The 16,365-nt window shown below is 72.4% G+C and carries 19 protein-coding genes and 1 tRNA gene; 6 read left to right on the top strand and 14 right to left on the bottom strand.

The features are described 5' to 3' along the window. Positions 1–53: 53 nt before the first annotated feature. The 4 genes from B5D60_RS06955 to B5D60_RS06940 form a co-directional block, all read right to left on the bottom strand. A complete protein-coding gene (locus B5D60_RS06955; RefSeq protein WP_153302896.1) occupies positions 54–494 on the bottom strand; it encodes a hypothetical protein in 441 nt (146 codons plus the stop codon). Position 495: 1 nt separating this feature from the next. Continuing rightward, positions 496–584: transfer RNA gene (locus B5D60_RS06950), tRNA-Ser, on the bottom strand. Between the two features lie 161 nt (positions 585–745). Beyond that, positions 746–1,798 (bottom strand): hypothetical protein, encoded by a 1,053-nt coding sequence (locus B5D60_RS06945; protein ID WP_078699484.1) that lies wholly within the window; start codon positions 1,796–1,798, stop codon positions 746–748. Next, a complete protein-coding gene (locus B5D60_RS06940; RefSeq protein WP_078701321.1) occupies positions 1,795–2,568 on the bottom strand; it encodes a carbon-nitrogen hydrolase family protein in 774 nt (257 codons plus the stop codon). Before B5D60_RS06940 ends, B5D60_RS06945 begins: the two co-directional genes overlap by 4 nt. 34 nt (positions 2,569–2,602) lie before the next feature. Between B5D60_RS06940 and B5D60_RS06935 the strand changes: the two genes are divergently transcribed. Genes B5D60_RS06935 through B5D60_RS06925 form a run of 3 tightly spaced genes read left to right on the top strand, consistent with a single transcriptional unit; the run spans position 2,603 to position 4,687 of the window. Continuing rightward, the gene (locus B5D60_RS06935) at positions 2,603–3,577 is read left to right on the top strand and encodes an NAD(P)H-quinone oxidoreductase (RefSeq protein WP_078701320.1); all 975 of its coding nucleotides are present in this window, start codon (positions 2,603–2,605) and stop codon (positions 3,575–3,577) included. Between the two features lie 44 nt (positions 3,578–3,621). Further along, the gene (locus B5D60_RS06930) at positions 3,622–4,122 is read left to right on the top strand and encodes a bacterial proteasome activator family protein (RefSeq protein ID WP_078699483.1); all 501 of its coding nucleotides are present in this window, start codon (positions 3,622–3,624) and stop codon (positions 4,120–4,122) included. Between the two features lie 58 nt (positions 4,123–4,180). Further along, on the top strand, positions 4,181–4,687 hold the full coding sequence (locus B5D60_RS06925; RefSeq protein WP_078699482.1) for a winged helix-turn-helix domain-containing protein: 507 nt from the start codon (positions 4,181–4,183) through the stop codon (positions 4,685–4,687). Position 4,688: 1 nt separating this feature from the next. Here the strand turns inward: B5D60_RS06925 and B5D60_RS06920 are convergent, their stop codons facing one another. Genes B5D60_RS06920 through B5D60_RS06895 form a run of 6 tightly spaced genes read right to left on the bottom strand, consistent with a single transcriptional unit; the run spans position 4,689 to position 9,222 of the window. Continuing rightward, entirely contained in the window at positions 4,689–6,194 is a 1,506-nt protein-coding gene (locus B5D60_RS06920; protein ID WP_078699481.1) for a sodium/solute symporter, read from the bottom strand. Continuing rightward, positions 6,191–6,583, bottom strand: coding sequence for a DUF485 domain-containing protein (locus B5D60_RS06915; RefSeq protein WP_078699480.1), 393 nt, complete (start codon positions 6,581–6,583; stop codon positions 6,191–6,193). Before B5D60_RS06915 ends, B5D60_RS06920 begins: the two co-directional genes overlap by 4 nt. Then, positions 6,580–7,317: a LytR/AlgR family response regulator transcription factor gene (locus tag B5D60_RS06910; RefSeq protein WP_078699479.1), complete on the bottom strand. Its 738-nt coding sequence runs from the start codon at positions 7,315–7,317 to the stop codon at positions 6,580–6,582. Before B5D60_RS06910 ends, B5D60_RS06915 begins: the two co-directional genes overlap by 4 nt. Before the next feature lie 50 nt (positions 7,318–7,367). Beyond that, positions 7,368–7,973 carry an energy-coupling factor transporter transmembrane component T family protein gene (locus tag B5D60_RS06905; protein WP_078699478.1) on the bottom strand — a complete coding sequence of 202 codons (606 nt, stop codon included), beginning with the start codon at positions 7,971–7,973 and terminating at the stop codon, positions 7,368–7,370. Beyond that, on the bottom strand, positions 7,970–8,632 hold the full coding sequence (locus tag B5D60_RS06900; protein WP_078699477.1) for an energy-coupling factor ABC transporter ATP-binding protein: 663 nt from the start codon (positions 8,630–8,632) through the stop codon (positions 7,970–7,972). Before B5D60_RS06900 ends, B5D60_RS06905 begins: the two co-directional genes overlap by 4 nt. Continuing rightward, entirely contained in the window at positions 8,629–9,222 is a 594-nt protein-coding gene (locus B5D60_RS06895) for a biotin transporter BioY (RefSeq protein WP_078699476.1), read from the bottom strand. The genes B5D60_RS06900 and B5D60_RS06895 overlap by 4 nt, the downstream gene beginning before the upstream one ends. Positions 9,223–9,281: 59 nt before the next feature. Between B5D60_RS06895 and B5D60_RS06890 the strand changes: the two genes are divergently transcribed. Further along, entirely contained in the window at positions 9,282–9,764 is a 483-nt protein-coding gene (locus B5D60_RS06890; RefSeq protein WP_078699475.1) for a TetR/AcrR family transcriptional regulator, read from the top strand. An 84-nt stretch (positions 9,765–9,848) separates the two neighbouring features. Next, complete coding sequence (locus B5D60_RS06885; RefSeq protein ID WP_078699474.1) at positions 9,849–11,060, top strand: hypothetical protein; 1,212 nt, start codon at positions 9,849–9,851, stop codon at positions 11,058–11,060. Positions 11,061–11,082: 22 nt separating this feature from the next. Here the strand turns inward: B5D60_RS06885 and B5D60_RS06880 are convergent, their stop codons facing one another. From B5D60_RS06880 to B5D60_RS06870, 3 genes are read right to left on the bottom strand one after another with little or no spacing between them, the layout of a single operon-like run. Then, a complete protein-coding gene (locus B5D60_RS06880) occupies positions 11,083–12,555 on the bottom strand; it encodes a GuaB1 family IMP dehydrogenase-related protein (protein ID WP_078699473.1) in 1,473 nt (490 codons plus the stop codon). Between the two features lie 19 nt (positions 12,556–12,574). Continuing rightward, positions 12,575–13,714: a sensor histidine kinase gene (locus B5D60_RS06875; RefSeq protein ID WP_078699472.1), complete on the bottom strand. Its 1,140-nt coding sequence runs from the start codon at positions 13,712–13,714 to the stop codon at positions 12,575–12,577. A 1-nt stretch (position 13,715) separates the two neighbouring features. Further along, the gene (locus B5D60_RS06870) at positions 13,716–14,396 is read right to left on the bottom strand and encodes a methyltransferase domain-containing protein (RefSeq protein WP_078699471.1); all 681 of its coding nucleotides are present in this window, start codon (positions 14,394–14,396) and stop codon (positions 13,716–13,718) included. 60 nt (positions 14,397–14,456) lie between these two features. Between B5D60_RS06870 and B5D60_RS06865 the strand changes: the two genes are divergently transcribed. Next, the gene (locus B5D60_RS06865) at positions 14,457–15,173 is read left to right on the top strand and encodes a Fic family protein (RefSeq protein ID WP_078699470.1); all 717 of its coding nucleotides are present in this window, start codon (positions 14,457–14,459) and stop codon (positions 15,171–15,173) included. Positions 15,174–15,425: 252 nt separating this feature from the next. Here the strand turns inward: B5D60_RS06865 and B5D60_RS06860 are convergent, their stop codons facing one another. Further along, entirely contained in the window at positions 15,426–16,241 is an 816-nt protein-coding gene (locus B5D60_RS06860; protein ID WP_078699469.1) for an HAD family hydrolase, read from the bottom strand. Between the last annotated feature and the right edge of the window lie 124 nt (positions 16,242–16,365).

Below are 16,365 nucleotides of genomic sequence, written 5' to 3'. Positions count from 1 at the left end.
TGGGAGCAGGTCAGCCTGCTCCCACCTTTCACGTCTGCTGGTGTCCTCGGAGGTCAGCCCTCGGTGGGATCGAAGCGCCGGTAGCCGTTGGCCTGGTTGAGGCGGTCGTAGACCTCGCGGATGAGCTCGGCACGCCGGGTGCGGTCCACGAGCGACAGCGGGAACGCGGTGACGGTGCCCGTGCCGTCGGTGAACCGCAGCATGCCGTCGCTGACGCCGACCGACTCGACCTGCTTCCACGTCACGTCGCCGTGGCGCCCGCGGGCGATGAACCCGGCGGGGTCCAGGGTGACCACGGTGGGGGGCCGCAGGTTCATGACGGCGGCCACGAGCAGCGCGACCACCGCGACGACCGCGGCGAGGATGGTCACGGTGGTGCGCACGTCGCTGCCCGTCCCGGTGAGGAACGCGACGAGGACGCCCGCGGCAGCGACGATGAAGCACACTCCGGCAAGCACCATGAGGTGCGACCGGTCGAGTCGATAGCGAGTCACGCAGAGGGGGCGGGATTCGAACCCGCGGCTGACACTGCTGCCAGCGACCGCTTTCAAGGCGGTTCCGATCGGCCACTCCGGCACCCCTCCAGGCCCGCCACCGAGGCGACGGGACCTGCGTCGATTCTCGCATTCCGCCGCACCGGCGCCCCGACGTGGGACCCGAGCCCTCCACTTTTGGAAGCCGATGCACGTCCCACGGCCCCGGGAACGTGCATCCGCTTCCAAAAGTGGGGGCGGGGCGGAGGGGCTCAGCGCAGCGGCGAGAGGCGGCTGGGCTCGGTGCGCTGGGCCTGCTGCACGGCACGCGCGGCGCGGCGCGACCGCGGGCGGAAGAGGACCGCGCGGATCGCCAGGCCGATCACGAGGCCGATGATCGCGCTGTAGAGCGTGGAGAGCGCGAAGTACGACGGGTACGCGCGCGGATCGATCAGCGAGTTCGCGACGATCACGGTGCCGACGACGGCGAAGACGCAGACCCACCAGCCCTCGCGGTACCGCGACCGCATCGAGACGCCCACCACGAGGGCCGGGAACCCGATGAGGAACTCGTACGGGCGCGGTACGCCGCCGATGTTCTGGCGCAGCCACACGATCGTGTCGTCGAGCAGGTTCGTCAGCGCCGGGGAGCCCGCCGTCCGCACGAAGCTGCCGTAGTAGAACAGGCCCACCGCGACCACGGCCACCACGACGAGCAGCTTGAGGTGGCTGCGGCCGAAGCCGTGCAGGCCCGACCCGAGGCGCCAGACGATCGAGATGGCGAGCGTGACCGAGACGGCCATGACCATGAGGCCGAAGGGGCGCACCTCGACCGGTGCGTTCCATGCCGCGACGCCCACCGCGCCGCTGAGCGCGAGGATCAGCATCACGGCGTACTCGCGCAGGACCTGCACGACCGACGCGGCCGGCCGGGTGAAGACGACGGCGGACACGGCGGAGAGGACCGCCGTCGTCCCGGCGGCCGCGGCGAGCAGCGCGTTGACCCCGCTCAGCAGGGCGGCCGCGGACAGCAGGAGCGACAGGGACACCCAGATGCGCATGTACCCGCCGACGCGGTGCGTCAGCATGACCGCGAACGCCACGAGCAGCACGGCCGCCGACGGCCGCCACAGCCACGACGGAGCGCCGACGTCGGCGATCGCGGACGCGGCCCCGGCGGTGCTGCACGCCCACGCGACGAACGTGGCGATCATGAGCAGGCGCGACCAGCGCGGCGAGTCGACGCGCGGCTCACGAGTCGCGACCTCGTAGGGGGTCGGGACCGACGTGTCGAGGCGGCGTCGGCCCGGCGGGGCAGTCGTCACGGTGTGGACATCCTCCGGTTGGCGAGCGACGGGTTCACGTCGCGGGAAGCGCGAACGGCGTCCACCGCGACCTGCGCAGTGACCAGCTCGTCCCCCCCGGCGGCTTCCTCCACGATAGTTCCCCACGGATCGACGACCAAGGAACGGCCCGTGTAGCGAGAGCCGCCCTGGCCTGCCGCGGCCACCCACACGGTGTTCTCGATGGCGCGGGCACGCAGCAGCGTGCGCCAGTGCTCGGCCTTGTGCTCGCCGGCCACCCACGCCGCCGGGACGACCAACGCGTCCGCGCCGCGGTCGACCAGCGCGCGCGCCAGCTCGGGGAACCGCAGGTCGTAGCAGGTCATCAGACCGACGCTGAGGTCCTCCACGGGCACGACGACGGGCTCGATCGCGCCGGCCCTCAGCCGCTCGGACTCCCGGTAGCCGAACGAGTCGTAGAGGTGGATCTTGCGGTAGGTCGCGGCGAGACCGCCGTCGGGACCGACCACGACGAGCGTGTTGTACGGGAGATCGTCCGTGCGCTCGAACATCCCCGCCACGATCGTGGATCCGAGGCGCCTGGCCTCGCGCGCGATCAGGTCGACGAACGGGCCGTCCAGGGGCTCGGCGACGGCCGCGAGGTCGTGGTCGGCGGGGCCGAAGTCGTGCATCGTCGCCTCGGGCAGCACCACGAGCCCGGAGCCGTCGAGATCACTGAGCCGCGCCTCCACCTGGGCACGGTTGGCGGCCGAGTCGAGGGTGGCGGCCAGCTGGACGAGCGTCACCTGCATGAGGTCCAGTGTGCCGGTCACTACCGTGGAGCACATGCGAGCCGTCATCGTCGAAGAGCCCGGAGGCCCCGACAGCCTCGTCGTCGCCGATCTCCCCGATCCGGAGCCCGGCCCTGGCGAGGTCGCGGTCCGGGTCGCCGCCGCCGGCGTCAATCGCGCCGACCTGCTGCAGCGCCAGGGCCACTACCCGCCGCCGCCCGGCATCACCGACGTCCTCGGGTTGGAGTGCTCCGGCGTCGTCGAGGAGCTCGGTGAGGGCGTCACCGGACTGGCCCCCGGGGACGAGGTCTGCGTCCTGCTGAGCGGTGGCGGCTACGCCGAGCGGGTGGTGGCGCCGGCCGGGCAGGTGGTGCCCGTCCCCGTCGGGACCTCACTGATCACGGCCGCCGCGATCGCCGAGACCTACGCGACCGTCTGGTCCAACGTCTTCATGCTCGCCGGCCTGCGCGAGGGCGATAAGTTGCTCGTCCACGGTGGTGCGAGCGGCATCGGCACCACGGCGATCCAGCTGGCCAAGGCCTTCGGGGCCACCGTGGTCACCACGGTCGGCAGCGAGGAGAAGGCCGAGGTGGTCCGCCGCCTGGGCGCCGACGCGGTGGTGAACTACCGCGAGGACGACTTCGTGGAGACGTGCCAGGACCTCGGCGGGGTCGACGTCGTGCTCGACATCATCGGCGGGAAGTACCTCGCCCAGAACGTCGCCTCGCTCGCCCGCGGCGGGCGCATCGTCGTGATCGGCATGCAGGGCGGCCGCAAGGGCGAGCTGAACCTGGGTGCGCTCCTGGCGAAGCAGGGCAGCATCGCGGCGACGTCCCTGCGATTCCGGCCCGTCGAGGAGAAGGCCGCGATCATGGCCGAGCTCGTGGAGAAGGTCTGGCCGCTCATCGAGGACGGCACCCTCGGGCCCGTGGTGCACGAGACCGTGCCCCTCTCGCGGGTGGCCGACGCGCACCGCATCCTCGAGGAGTCGTCGCACGTGGGCAAGGTCGTCCTCGACGTCAGGGCCTGAGGTCCGGGCCGCGCCCCGTGGTCTCCCGGCCTAGGGTGGGGCGCATGACCGACGACCGGATCATCGACCCCCAGGGCCAGCCCGTCCCCGCTGCCGCGGAGCCGACGCGCACGCCCTTGACCGACCTCGTGGAGCAGCCGGCGAAGGTCATGCGCATCGGCGGCATGATCCGCCAGCTCCTCGAAGAGGTGAAGGCGGCGCCGCTCGACGAGGCCAGCCGCGCCCGCCTCCGCGAGATCCACCACCAGTCGATCGACGAGCTGAAGGACGGCCTGGCCCCCGAGCTGGTGGACGAGCTCGAGCGGCTCAGCCTGCCGTTCGACGCCGAGGCGCCCAGCGACGCCGAGCTGCGTGTCGCCCAGGCCCAGTTGGTGGGCTGGCTCGAGGGCCTCTTCCACGGCATCCAGGCCGCGCTGTACGCCCAGCAGGTGCAGGCCCAGAGCCAGCTGCAGAACATGCGCCTGGCACTGCCGGGAGGTGCCGGCGAGGACGGCGCGACAACCGAACGAGTCACACCTTCCGAAACCGGGGGAATGTACCTCTAGACTGGGGTCACCTGCAGGATCGGAGATGGCAATGAGGCCGACACTCCCACCGTGTGCCGTGTCGCCGGAGATGTACCAGGACGAGATCCTCTTGTCCCCGCCGGCGCGTCGCGACGTCACCGTCGAGCAATGGCGTGACTACCTCGTCAAGCGAGCCGCCGCCCACCGCCGCTGTGCGGGCTGCGACGTTCTCGCCGACTGCCTCTACCGCTCGGTGGTCGAGGTCGACGTCCTGGGGTTCGTCGCGTGCACCAGCGAGGCCGAGCGTCGCACGATGCGCCGCGAGCTCGGCATCGAGGTGCGCTTCGACTCCAGTCCCTACGGCACCGCACGTGTCGGGGGCGGCCCGGTCGACCACGCCGAGGTGATCGGCGCCCGCAAGGCCCATCCCGACGAGACCTGCCGCGAGCTGGCGCAACGCCTGGGCTGCTCCACGTCCACCGTCAAGCGCCACCTGCGCCAGGAGCGCGAGGGCCGGGCGGTCGCGGTGACCACGATCGAGAAGCCCTCGGTCGGCGACGTGCTCGACGCGTTCGACCGCCTCGACACCTCGCGCAGCGTCTGACTCAGAACCGGCGGTCCACCTGCACGCGCTCCGGCGTGTGCAGGCGCACCATCGTGCGGCCGACGTTCGCCGGCACCCGCGCCCGGGTCGCCAGGGAGACGCCCACCATCAGGCCGAAGCCCACCGGCACCGACCAGACCGCCGGCTGGCTCATGAGCGTGCCCCACCAGCCCTCCACGTCGAGCGCGAGCGTCACGAAAGGGGCCGCCCCGGCGCACACGCCACCGCCGATCAGGCCCGCGATGGCGCCCGCGGACGTGAGGCCGCGCCACCAGATCCCCAGCACGAGCAGCGGGCAGAAGGTCGAGGCCGCCAGCGCGAACGCGAACACCACCGAGCTGGCCACCGGGATCGGCTCGGCGACGAACGCCAGCAGCAGGGGCACCGCCACGCAGGCCGCCGCGGCGATCCGCAGGGCGGCGATCGAGGAGAGCCGGCCCCGCCACGGCGCGTGGTTGCTGAGGCCCTGTCCGACCACGCCGGCCATGGCCATCGTCACGCCCGACGACGTGGACAGGAAGGCCGCGAACGCCCCGGCCGTCACCAGGGCCGTCAGCAGCTCGCCCGCCGTGCCCTCGATGAGCCGGCTCGGCAGCTCGAGCGCCACCGTGTCGGCGCGGCCGGAGTCGATGAGGTCGCTCGCGTAGATCCGGCCGAGGACGCCGTAGAAGGTCGGCAGCAGGTAGAAGACCGAGACGAGGCCGAGCACGATGAGGGTGGTCCGGCGCGCCGCGTGCCCGTCCGGGTTGGTGTAGTAGCGCACCACCACGTGGGGCAGGCCCATCGTGCCCAGGAAGGTCGCCACGATCACGGCGTAGGTCGAGTACATGGTCTGGGGGTTGGCGTCGCCGAGCGGGATCCACCAGTCGCTGGGGGCCTGCGCCGCCGGGCGCCCGTCGCGCGACCAGGCCAGCAGCAGGAACATCAGCGGGATCAGCAGGGCGGTCAGCTTCAGCCAGTACTGGAACGCCTGGACGAAGGTGATCGAGCGCATCCCGCCGAGCACGACGTTGAGCGTCACGATGACGGCCACCAGCACGGTGCCGACCCAGCGCGGGGCGGCCAGCACGGCCTCCAGGGTCAGGCCGGCGCCCTGGAACTGCGGCAGCAGGTAGAGCCAGCCGACCGCCACGACGAGGGCGGTCGAGACCCGGCGCACCGCCACCGACTGCAGCCGCACCTGGGCGAAGTCGGGGATCGTGTAGGCCCCCGAGCGGCGCAGGGGAGCCGCCACGAACACCAGCAGGAGCAGGTACCCCGACGTCCAGCCGATGGAGTACCAGAGCATGTCCGCGCCGTTGACCAGGACGAGGCCCGCGATCCCCAGGTACGAGGCCGCCGAGAGGTACTCGCCGCTGATCGCCGAGCCGTTCAGTGCCGGGGAGACCGAGCGGGACGCGACGTAGAAGTCGCTCGTGGTGCGGCTGATCCGCAGCCCGAACGCGCCGATCGCGAGGGTGGCGATCGAGACGAGCGCGACCGCGACGATCCCCCAGGTGGGGCTCATGACAGGGTGTCGCCCGGTTCGACCAGCAGGGCGAAGAGCCGCTCGACGCGCTCGACGTGACGCACGTAAAGCCAGCCGAGCAGGATCAGGCCCGCATGGACGCCGCCGCCGAGCACGAGCCACGGCACCGGGATGCCGAGGACGCGGCTGTCGTTGAGGCCGGGTACCCAGGAGAAGACCAGCGGCAGGCTCACGACGGTGAGCAGCAGCGTGATCGTCACGGTCGCGGCCGCGCGCAGCTGCGACCGGATGAGCGACTGCATGTAGACCTCGCCGACGCCGGTGGCCTCGTCGATCTCCTGGCCCACCGTGCTGCGGACGTGCGCCGGAGCGCTCGAGAGGGGGCTGGTGATCCGGACCCGGCCGGACTCCCGTGGCTCCTCGGTCACGGCGTGTGCTCGCCGATCAGCTCGCGCAGGGCGCGGGTGTGGCGCCGCGCGACCTGCAGCTCGGTGGTGGTGCCGCCGGCCGCCGGGACCACCACGCTGGCCCGGCCGGAGGACATCCGAACCTCGAGGATGTGGGCGCGGTTCACCGCGATGCTGCGGTGGATGCGCAGGAAGCCGGCGTCGGCCCAGTCCTCGGCGAGCGAGGTCAGCGGCGTGCGGATGAGGTGGCTGGCGCCGTCCAGCGTGTGCAGCCGGACGTAGTCGCCCTGGGCCTCGGCGTGGGTGACCTTGGAGCGCGACACGAACCGGGTGACCCCGGCCAGCTCGACCGCGATCGTGTCGTCGGAGTCGGCGCCCCCGGGGTCGGAGTCGGCCACGGCGCGGCGCACGCTCTCGCGCAGGCGCTCCTCGCGGATCGGCTTGAGCAGGTAGTCCACGGCGTTGAGGTCGAAGGCCTCCACGGCGTGGGCGTCGTGCGCCGTGACGAAGATGATCTGCGGGGGCGACTTGAACCGGCCGAGCAGGCGCGCGATGTCGATGCCGGTGAGTCCGGGCATCGCGATGTCGAGGAACAGCAGGTCGATGTCGCCGGCGTCGAGTCGGCGCAGGGCCTCGGTCCCGGACCGAGCCGTGTCGATCGTGCCGATCCGGTCGTCGCGGCCGAGCAGCCAGACCAACTCGTCCAGCACCGGTTGCTCGTCGTCGACCACCAGCGTCCGCAGTGCGCGCGCCATGGGAGTGAGCCTAGTCACTCTGCGGGATGTCGCGCCGGAGGACCGGACGGTCAGTCGAGCACCCCACGGGCATGCAGCGCGTCCCCGGTGTCGCGGGCACGCGCGACCACGCGCAGGACGAGCGGGATCGTGCGGGCCCGGATGCTGCGGTCGAGGCCGCGAGCCCGGGCGGCGTCGCGGGTCTCGGCTGCCAGCTCGATCGTGCCGGGAAGCGCGCGCAGCATGAGGGAGAACGTCAGGCCCACGCGGTCGGGGTCGACGCCGAGGCGGCGGAACGGTCCCAGGGAGCGCACGATCGTGTCCAGCAGGTCGTTCACGGCCGTGGTGGCGGTCAGCACCGTGGCGGCCAGGATCAGGGCCGTCAGGTCGGCGACCACCTCGACGGCGCGCGGCCACCCGTTCTGCCAGGCGTTGAAGGCCAGCAGCAGGACCGCCACGACGAGGAACGGCCGCAGCGCCCGCAGGACGGAGCCCGGCGACAGGCTCCCGAGTGCGGCCAGCGCGATCGTGAGCAGGACGAATCCCACGCCCGTCCACGGCCCCTTGGTGACCAGGACCGCGATGGCGAGCAGGAACAGGCCGACCAGCTTCGGTCCGGGGGACAGCCGGTGCAGCGGGGAGGTCCCCGGCTGGTACAGCCCCAGAGGAGTGCTCACGACACGAGCGCCCGGTAGTGGTCGACCGCCGCCGAGGCCGGCCCGTCGAACGCCACCCGGCCCTCGTGCACGACCAGGGCCCGGTCGCACTGCGCGGCGAGGTCGAGGTCGTGGGTCACCAGGACGAGCTGCTGGGGCAGGCCCAGCAGCACCTCACCGACGCGGCGGGTGTTGGCCAGGTCGAGGAGGGTGGTCGGCTCGTCGGCGACGAGGACGTCGGGATCGGTCGCCAGGACGGTGGCGATCGCGAGCAGCTGGCGCTGGCCGCCCGAGAGCGCGTGCACGCTGCGCAGCGCGAGATCGGCCAGTCCGAAGCGCTCGAGCACCGCCGTGACGGCCCGCTCGCGCTCGGCCTTGTCGCGGTGGCGCTTGCGCAGCGAGAGCGCGACGTCCTCGGCCACCGTCGGCATGACCAGCTGGGCCGACGGGTCGGTGAAGACGAAGCCGACGCGCCTGCGGACCTCACGTCCGTCGCGGCGCGTGTCGAGGCCGTCGAGCGCCACGTGCCCACTCGTCGGCTCGACGAGTCCGTTGACGAGCCGGGCGAGGGTGGACTTGCCCGAGCCGTTCGAGCCGATGATCGCGACCCGTCGCTCGGTGAGCCGGACGGAGGTCGGCGCCAGCCGCCCCTCGACGGCGGCCTCGACGAGCTCGATCACTTACGGCGTGCGGGGAGCAGGTCGGGGAACGCGCGGTGCACGGCGGTGGCGACCGTGGCCATGGCGAGGTTCTTGATGACGTCGCCGGGCCAGAACACGACATCGACCTTGAACGCAGCCTCCAGGCTCATGTCGGCGCGCCAGACCAGGCCCAGGATGCCCAGGGTGTGGATCAGCACGGCGCTGGAGAAGAGGCCGGCGAGGAAGATCAGCGGGATGCTCGTCGCGATCTTGTCGCGCGGCAGGCGCTCGACGATGAACCCGCACAGCGCGGCGGCGAACGGGAAGCCGATGAGGTAGCCCATCGTGGGGCCGGCGAATACGGCGAGCCCGGCGGCTCCGCCCGAGAAGACCGGAAGGCCCGCCGCGCCCATCGCGAGGTAGAGCAGGACCGCCAGGAAGCCGCGCTTGGCGCCCAGCACGGCGCCGGAGAGCAGGACGGCGAAGGTCTGCAGGGTGATCGGCACGATGCCGGCACCCACGTTGATCGCCGGGAGCAGCGCGCACGCGGCGATGAGTGCCGCGAAGGCCGCGATGAGCGCGAGGTCGGTGCCGGTGAGGCGGCGGCGGGTGCTGGTGGTCGTGGTCATGTCGTCTCCTGAACGGTGTTCACCTGAACGGTGTTCAGGCTAGCCGATAAGGTGGCGTCATGGCCAACACCCGTGATGACGTGGTCTCCGGCGCGCTGCGCGTGCTCGATGCGTTCGGCCTCGAGTTCTGCTCGATGCGACGCGTCGCGAGCGAGCTCGGGGTGCAGCCCAGCGCGCTCTATCACCACGTTCCGGACAAGCAGACGCTGCTGGCCCTGATGGCCGACCGGATCGTGGCCGGTGTCGAGGTCGGTGACGACCCCGCGAAGGCGGCCCACGCGTTGCGCGAGGCGATGCTGGCCGTGCGCGACGGGGCCGACGTGGTGGCCACCGCCTCGGCCTTCCGGCTCGGCGACTCGCGCATCGAGAACGAGCTGGCGGAGCTCACGACGCCCGACCTCGCCCGCACCCTGTTGCTCTACGTGTTCGGCCACACCCAGGCCACCCAGATGCACCGCCAGGCCGCGCAGATCGGCATCCTCGCCGAGGATCCCGACCTCGACGCCTCCTTCGCCCGCGGGCTCGACCTCATCCTGCGCTGACTCCCTCTCCCGATGCCCTAGCGGAGTGGGGCCGCGTCGTCGTGTTCTAATGGGAATGACATTCATTCTCAAAAGGAGCTGACGATGACGAGATGGCGACAGGGGCGCCTCGCCCTGGCGGTGCTGGTGGCGGGCTCGGTGCTGGCCGCGTGCGGTGAGGCCGGTTCGGGCAGTCCCGAGGAGGCCGACGAGCACGAGGGCCGTGAGGTCTCCGGGCCCCGGCTCGTGGTGACGACCGAGGACGAGGTGCTCGTGCTGGAGCGCGACACCCTGGAGCCCGTGGGCGCCCTGCCCGCCGCGGGCTTCACACGCGTCAACGCCGCAGGGGACGGCCAGCACGCGTTCGTCTCGACCGAGGACGGGTTCCGCCTGCTCGACACGGGCGTGGAGGCGGAGGCGCACGGCGACCACGCGCACCACCGCGTGACGGGAGATCCGACGTTCGGCGAGACGTTCGAGGCCGCCGAGCCCGGCCACGTCACGGTCAGCGACGGCCGGACGGTGCTCTTCGGGGACGGCGACGGCTCGATCCGGGTGCTCGACTCGCAGGACCCGACGAAGGTGCTCGAGACCACCGAGACGCCCGACCCGCACCACGGCGTGGCGGTGAACCTGGGCGGCGACCTCATGCACACCGAGGGCACCGCGGACAGCCGCTCGACGGTCGTCCTGCGCGAGGGCGTCGACGGCTCGGAGCAGGCGCGCACGGACGACTGCCCCGGCGTCCACGGCGAGGCGACGGCCGCGGACGGCCGCGCCGTGGTCGGCTGCGAGGACGGCGTGGTCGTGGTCGACCACGGCACGATCACGAAGATCTCGAGCCCCGACGCGTACGGCCGGATCGGCAACCAGGCGGGCAGCCCCGCCTCGCCGGTGGTCCTCGGTGACTACAAGGTGGACGCGGACGCCGAGCTCGAGCGTCCCGAGCGGATCAGCCTGATCGACACGGAGACCCGCGAGCTGCGCCTGGTCGACCTCGGCACGAGCTACACGTTCCGGTCGCTCGGCCGCGGCCCGGCGGGGGAGGCGCTCGTGCTGGGCACGGACGGCGCCCTGCACGTGATCGACCCCCAGACGGGGAAGGTCACCGACCGGATCGTCGTCATCGACGCGTGGACCGAGCCGCTCGACTGGCAGCGTCCCCGCCCGACCCTCGCCGTCGACGGCGACACGGCCTGGGTGACCGAGCCCGGGGCTTCGACGGTGCACGAGATCGACCTGGCCGCGGGCCGGGTCGCCCGGAGTGTGGAGCTGCCGGGCGTGCCGAACGAGATCGTCTCGGTCGGCGCGCACTGAGCGGGGCCGCGCCCCTGCATCCTCACCAGGAGGCGTGCAGGGGGCGGCCCTCGTCGTAGCCGGCGCTGGACTGCAGGCCCACGGTGGCGCGGTCGGCGAACTCAGGAAGGGTCCGGGCGCCGGCGTACGTGAACGACGAGCGCACGCCCGCGGTGATCTGGTCGATCAGGTCCTCCACGCCGGGGGCCTCGGGATCGAGGAACATCCGGGACGTCGAGATGCCCTCCTCGAACAGCGCCATCCGGGCGCGCTCGAAGCCGGCGGCGTCGCGCGTGCGGTTCGCCACCGCGCGCGACGAGGCCATGCCGAAGGACTCCTTGTACTCGCGGCCGTCGGGGCCGAACTTCAGGTCGCCGGGACTCTCGTGCGTGCCGGCGAACCACGAGCCGATCATCACGCTGCCCGCCCCGGCGGCGAGCGCCAGCGCGACGTCGCGGGGCCAGCGGACGCCGCCGTCGGCCCACACGTGCGCGCCGAGCTCCCGGACGGCGGCGGCACACTCGAGGACGGCCGAGAACTGGGGCCGGCCGACGCCGGTGGCCATGCGGGTGGTGCACATCGCGCCGGGGCCCACGCCGACCTTGACGATGTCGGCGCCGGCGGCGACGAGGTCGCGAGCGCCCTCGGCCGACACCACGTTGCCGGCGGCGATGGGCACGCGACGCCCCGTGGCGGCCTCGTGGGCGTCGCGGACCTCGCGCACGAGCGGCAGTGCGTCGAACATCTTCGCCTGGTGGCCGTGGGCGGTGTCGACGACGAGCACGTCGACGCCGACCTCGACGAGCGCCTGGGCCTTGCCCCGGACGTCGCCGTTGATGCCGATCGCCCCGCCGGCGACGAGCCGGCCGTCGGGGTCGGTGGCCGGGGTGTAGATCGTGGAGCGCAGCGCGCCCTTGCGGGTGAGCACGCCCACGAGCGCACCGCCGTCGACGACGGGGGCGAAGGGCACGTGCTGCTCGGACAGCAGGTTGAACATCTCGCGCACGTCGCCGTCGGCCTGCAGCACGAACGGGTCGGTCAGCATGACCTCGCGCACCTGGGCGAAGCGGTCGATCTCGTGGGCCAGGTGCGGCGTGAAGACGCCGACGACCTTCAGCTCGGGGCCGCTCAGCGACTCGACCACGACGGCGCCACCGTGGGCGCGCTTCGGCACGAGGCTCAGCGCCTCGCCGACGGTCATGTTCGGCGTCAGCACCACGGGGGTGTCGAAGACGGTGTGGGCCGCCTTCACCCGCGCGACGGTGTCGGCCACGATGTCGAGGGGGATGTCCTGCGGCAGGATCGCGATGCCGCCGCGGCGGGCGACCGTCTCGGCCATGCGGCGCCCCGAGACGGCGGTCATGTTGGACACCACGAGCGGCAGGGTGGCACCGGTGCCGTCGGCGGTGGACAGATCGACGTCGAAGCGCGATGCCACGTCGGATCGACCGGGAACCATGAAGACGTCGTTGTACGTCAGGTCGTGGCTGGGCTGCAGATCGTTGAGAAACCTCACCGGTCAAGTCTACGGATCGTCAGTCGACCGTGGTCGGAGTGAACTTCGGGATCCGCAGCGTGACCTTCGTGCCCATCCCGGGCGCCGTCTCCACGACGAGGCCGTGGTCGTTCCCGTAGACCGTGCGCAGTCGCTCGTCCACGTTCGCCAGGCCCACCGACGGCGAGCTCGTGCGCCCCGCCAGGGCGGCGCGCACGGTCTCGGGGTCCGAGCCCACGCCGTCGTCCTCGATCGAGATGACACACTCCGTGCCGGCGTCCTCGGCGATCACCGTGAGCGTGCCCGGGCCCGGCTTGCGCTCGAGACCGTGGCGCACCGCGTTCTCCACGAGGGGCTGCACCGTGAGGAAGGGGACGGTCAGGCTGAGCACCTCGGGAGCCACCCGGGTGATCACGCGCAGGCGGTCGCCGAACCGCGCCTTCTCCAGCACGAGGTAGCGCTCGATCGACCGCAGCTCCTCGGCGAGGGTCGTGTAGTCGCCGTGCTGGCGGAACGAGTACCGGGTGAAGTCGGCGAACTCGAGCAGGAGCTCGCGGGCCCGCTCGGGGTCGGTGCGCACGAAGGAGGCGATCGCGCCGAGGGAGTTGTAGATGAAGTGGGGCGAGATCTGTGCGCGCAGCGCCCGCAGCTCGGCCTCCATCAGTGCCGTGCGCGACGCGGACAGCTCGGCCAGCTCCAGCTGGCTGGAGACCCAGCCGGCCACCTCGGTCGCGGTGCGCGCGAGGCCCGCCGAGGCGCTCTCGTCGACCACCACGATGCTGCCGACGACCCTGCCCTCCACCGAGAGCGGCGCGACGATGACGCGGTTCGACGCCTGCGTGCGCCCGTGCTTGAGGGCCACGGCGACGAGGTTCGCGGTGCGCTCGGTCTCGTCGCGTCCGGCCCAGCCGAGGGGCCCGTGGGTGTCGGTGATGCCCACCGTCGGCGCGCCGATCAGCTGGCGCAGGTGGGGCAGGGCCCGGCCCACGCTCTCGGCGTCGAGTCCCGAGCGCAGCGCGGGTGCAGCGAGGGCCGCGGTGTGCAGGGTCTCGTAGGTGGCGCGGTCCTCGGCCGAGCCCAGGCTGCGCCGCCGGCTCAGCAGCACCCACCGGGTGAGCAGGGCCAGGCCGGCCAGCACGGCGACGACCGCCACCGCGATCCCGGCGTCGAGAGGGCTCACGTCAGTCCAGGGAGAGCAGGATCGCGTCCGGCGGATCCGGCTCGCCGGCCAGCGCGGACTTGTCCACGACGGCGCGAACGCACCGGGTCTCGTGACGCAGGCGCAGCTTCGCGGCGCCCGACGCGTACTCGCGCCACAGGTCGTGCACCGCACCGAGCGCCGACTCCGGCACGGTCGGGCGCCGGGTCTGCTCGGCGAAGCGCAGCAGGTGGGCGAGGTCGAGCTCCTCCCAGGCGTTGAACACCTCGACCTCGGGGGGACCGAACAGCCCCGACGCCGAGAACGTGTCGACAGCCGGCTCGGGGGCGTCGCGGTCGCCCGTGATCGCCCGCAGGCGACGCATCCAGGGGATGGAGTCGTCGTAGCGCCGGCTCATGCTCGACAGCAGCCCACCGGGGACCAGCACCCGCGCGTACTCGGCCAGCGCGGAGGGCGACTCCTCGAAGAACGGGGTGATCACGACGTCGAAGGTGTTCGAGCGAAGCGGCAGCCGGTCGCCGCCGGAGCGGATGTACGACAGGTCGGGGTTGCGCACCTGCTCGACGTCGTCGCCCAGGACGGTGACGTCGTGGCCCTGCTCGGCGAGCTCGTAGGCCAGGCCGCCGTCCCCGAGGTGCAGCACCGTGGAGAGGCGGTCGCCCACCATCCACTTGGCCGCGCGCGCTGCGGGGATGACGTCCACGCTCCGAGGCTACCGCCGGTCACGCCCGGGGCCCGGAGGCGTGCTGGGTACGCTGCCTGCGTGTCAGATCCCTTCATCGCAGCCGCGTCCCTCGAGGGCGTTCCGTCGGCGTTCCGCGCCGCTCGCGACGGGATGGACGCCGTCCTGCGTGACCGCGGCCTGCGCCGCAGCACGCCCGACGACACCGCGCGATCCCTGCTGATCGGCGCGTGGGCCACGGCCACGCTGGAGGGCAGCGAGTGCGAGCTCGACGAGCTCGCCTCGGGCGGTGGCGACGCCACGGCTCGCGCGGCCGTGCGGCTGTCCACCGAGCTGCTCGGCCTGCTGCCCACGTGGCAGCGCTCGCCGGTGCAGGCGATGGCCCGGATGCACGCACTCGCCGCCGCCGGCTCGGTGCCCGACGACGACCTCGGCCGCCCCGTGAACCCGGCCGGGACGGCGCGGCTGACCCAGCTGGCCTCGCTGCTGGGCGCGAAGACCGAGGCGCCGGCCCTCGTGGTGGCCGCCCTCGTGCATGCCGAGATCGCCTCCGCGGGCGCGTTCGTCTCGCACAACGGCGTCGTGGGGCGGGCCGCCGAGCGGCTCGTGATGCTCGCGCGCGGGGTGGATCCCGCGTCCGTCACGGTGCCGGAGGCCGGTCACGTGGCCGCGGCTCCCGACTACTTCGCGGCACTCGCGGGCTACGGGGCCGAGGAGACGGGCGTCCACCGCTGGCTGCTGTACGCGGCCGAGGCCTTCACGCGCGGTGCCGAGGCCTCTCCGCTCGCCTCGCGCTGAGGCTTCCGGGTCGGGGCACAGGACGACGGCGTCGGGGCGGGCCCGACGCCGTCGTGGAAGTCCGCATCTCGGCTACCAAGCGTGCCTTCGTCAATCATCGCCTCGGGGCCGGCATCGCGCGAACGACGGCGGGTGTCCCGTCTGCGATTGCCCTGTGGAAGGGAGATCGCCGCGTGGGTACCTGGATGCGGACTGCTCTGGAATTCTCTCTCCAGCGTGCCTCACCGTGACCTGAATCACAAGGACTTTGGATCACAGGGCTTCGCGAGGACGGCGACGGATCGCCGCCGTGATCCCCAGGGCCAGCAGCGAGGCGGAGGCCGCGATCCCGCCGAGCGCCATCGCCTTGCCCGTGGTGGTCTCGGGGACGAGGCGCGAGCGCAGCGCCGTGGGCCGCTCGAAGGTCAGGATCGGCCAGCCCTCCTCGACGGCGCGGCGGCGCAGGCCCTTGTCCGGATTGACGGCGAACGGGTGGCCGACCGCCTCCAGCATGGGGATGTCGGTCTCGGAGTCGGAGTAGCCGAAGCTGTGGTCGAGGTCGTACCCCTCGAGCTCGGCCAGCTCGCGCATCGCGGTGACCTTGTTGGGCCCGTACGAGTAGTGCAGGACCTTCCCCGAGTAGCGACCGTCGATCTCCTCGAGCCGGGTGGCGATCGCGTGCGTGGCGCCCAGCATCTCGGCGATCGGCTCGACCATCTCGGACCCGGACGCCGACACGATGATGACGTCGTGACCCGCCTCGCGGTGCTCCTCGATGAGGTCGAGCGCCTCGGAGTAGACCAGCGGCTCGATCACGTCGTGCAGTGCCTCGCGCACGATCTGGCGCACGGTGACGGCGTCCCAGCCGGTGACCATCGCGCTGATCTCGTCGCGCATCCGCTCCAGCATGTCGTGGTCGGCACCGCCGGTGCTGAAGACGAGCTGGGCGTAGGCGCTGCGCAGGACGGCGCGCCGGCTGAGCAGTCCCTCGGCGAACAGGGACTTGCTGAAGGCAAGCGTGCTGGACCTCGCGATGATGGTCTTGTCGAGGTCGAAGAACGCGGCGGGACGTCCCGCGGGAGTCGCCATGTGCTCCAGCGTAGGCGGTGGCACCCGCAGGATGCGGACATTCGTCCACACGCTGCGTCACACTCGTCGCGCCGTCCACAGGCCCCGCGCGACCCCTCCCGCTCCGCCTTCTGGTTCACGAGGG

Source organism: Aeromicrobium choanae, from assembly GCF_900167475.1.
Classification (GTDB): Bacteria; Actinomycetota; Actinomycetes; order Propionibacteriales; family Nocardioidaceae; genus Aeromicrobium; species Aeromicrobium choanae.
This window is presented reverse-complemented; position numbering and strand designations above follow the sequence as displayed.

Coding starts and splice junctions, on each gene's coding strand:
- B5D60_RS06940 (WP_078701321.1), bottom strand. CDS start 2,568: ATGCAGGTGACGCTCGTCCAGCTGGCCGCCACCCTCGACTCGGCCGCC.
- B5D60_RS06935 (WP_078701320.1), top strand. CDS start 2,603: ATGCGAGCCGTCATCGTCGAAGAGCCCGGAGGCCCCGACAGCCTCGTC.
- B5D60_RS06930 (WP_078699483.1), top strand. CDS start 3,622: ATGACCGACGACCGGATCATCGACCCCCAGGGCCAGCCCGTCCCCGCT.
- B5D60_RS06920 (WP_078699481.1), bottom strand. CDS start 6,194: ATGAGCCCCACCTGGGGGATCGTCGCGGTCGCGCTCGTCTCGATCGCC.
- B5D60_RS06910 (WP_078699479.1), bottom strand. CDS start 7,317: ATGGCGCGCGCACTGCGGACGCTGGTGGTCGACGACGAGCAACCGGTG.
- B5D60_RS06895 (WP_078699476.1), bottom strand. CDS start 9,222: ATGACCACGACCACCAGCACCCGCCGCCGCCTCACCGGCACCGACCTC.
- B5D60_RS06890 (WP_078699475.1), top strand. CDS start 9,282: ATGGCCAACACCCGTGATGACGTGGTCTCCGGCGCGCTGCGCGTGCTC.
- B5D60_RS06885 (WP_078699474.1), top strand. CDS start 9,849: ATGACGAGATGGCGACAGGGGCGCCTCGCCCTGGCGGTGCTGGTGGCG.
- B5D60_RS06860 (WP_078699469.1), bottom strand. CDS start 16,241: ATGGCGACTCCCGCGGGACGTCCCGCCGCGTTCTTCGACCTCGACAAG.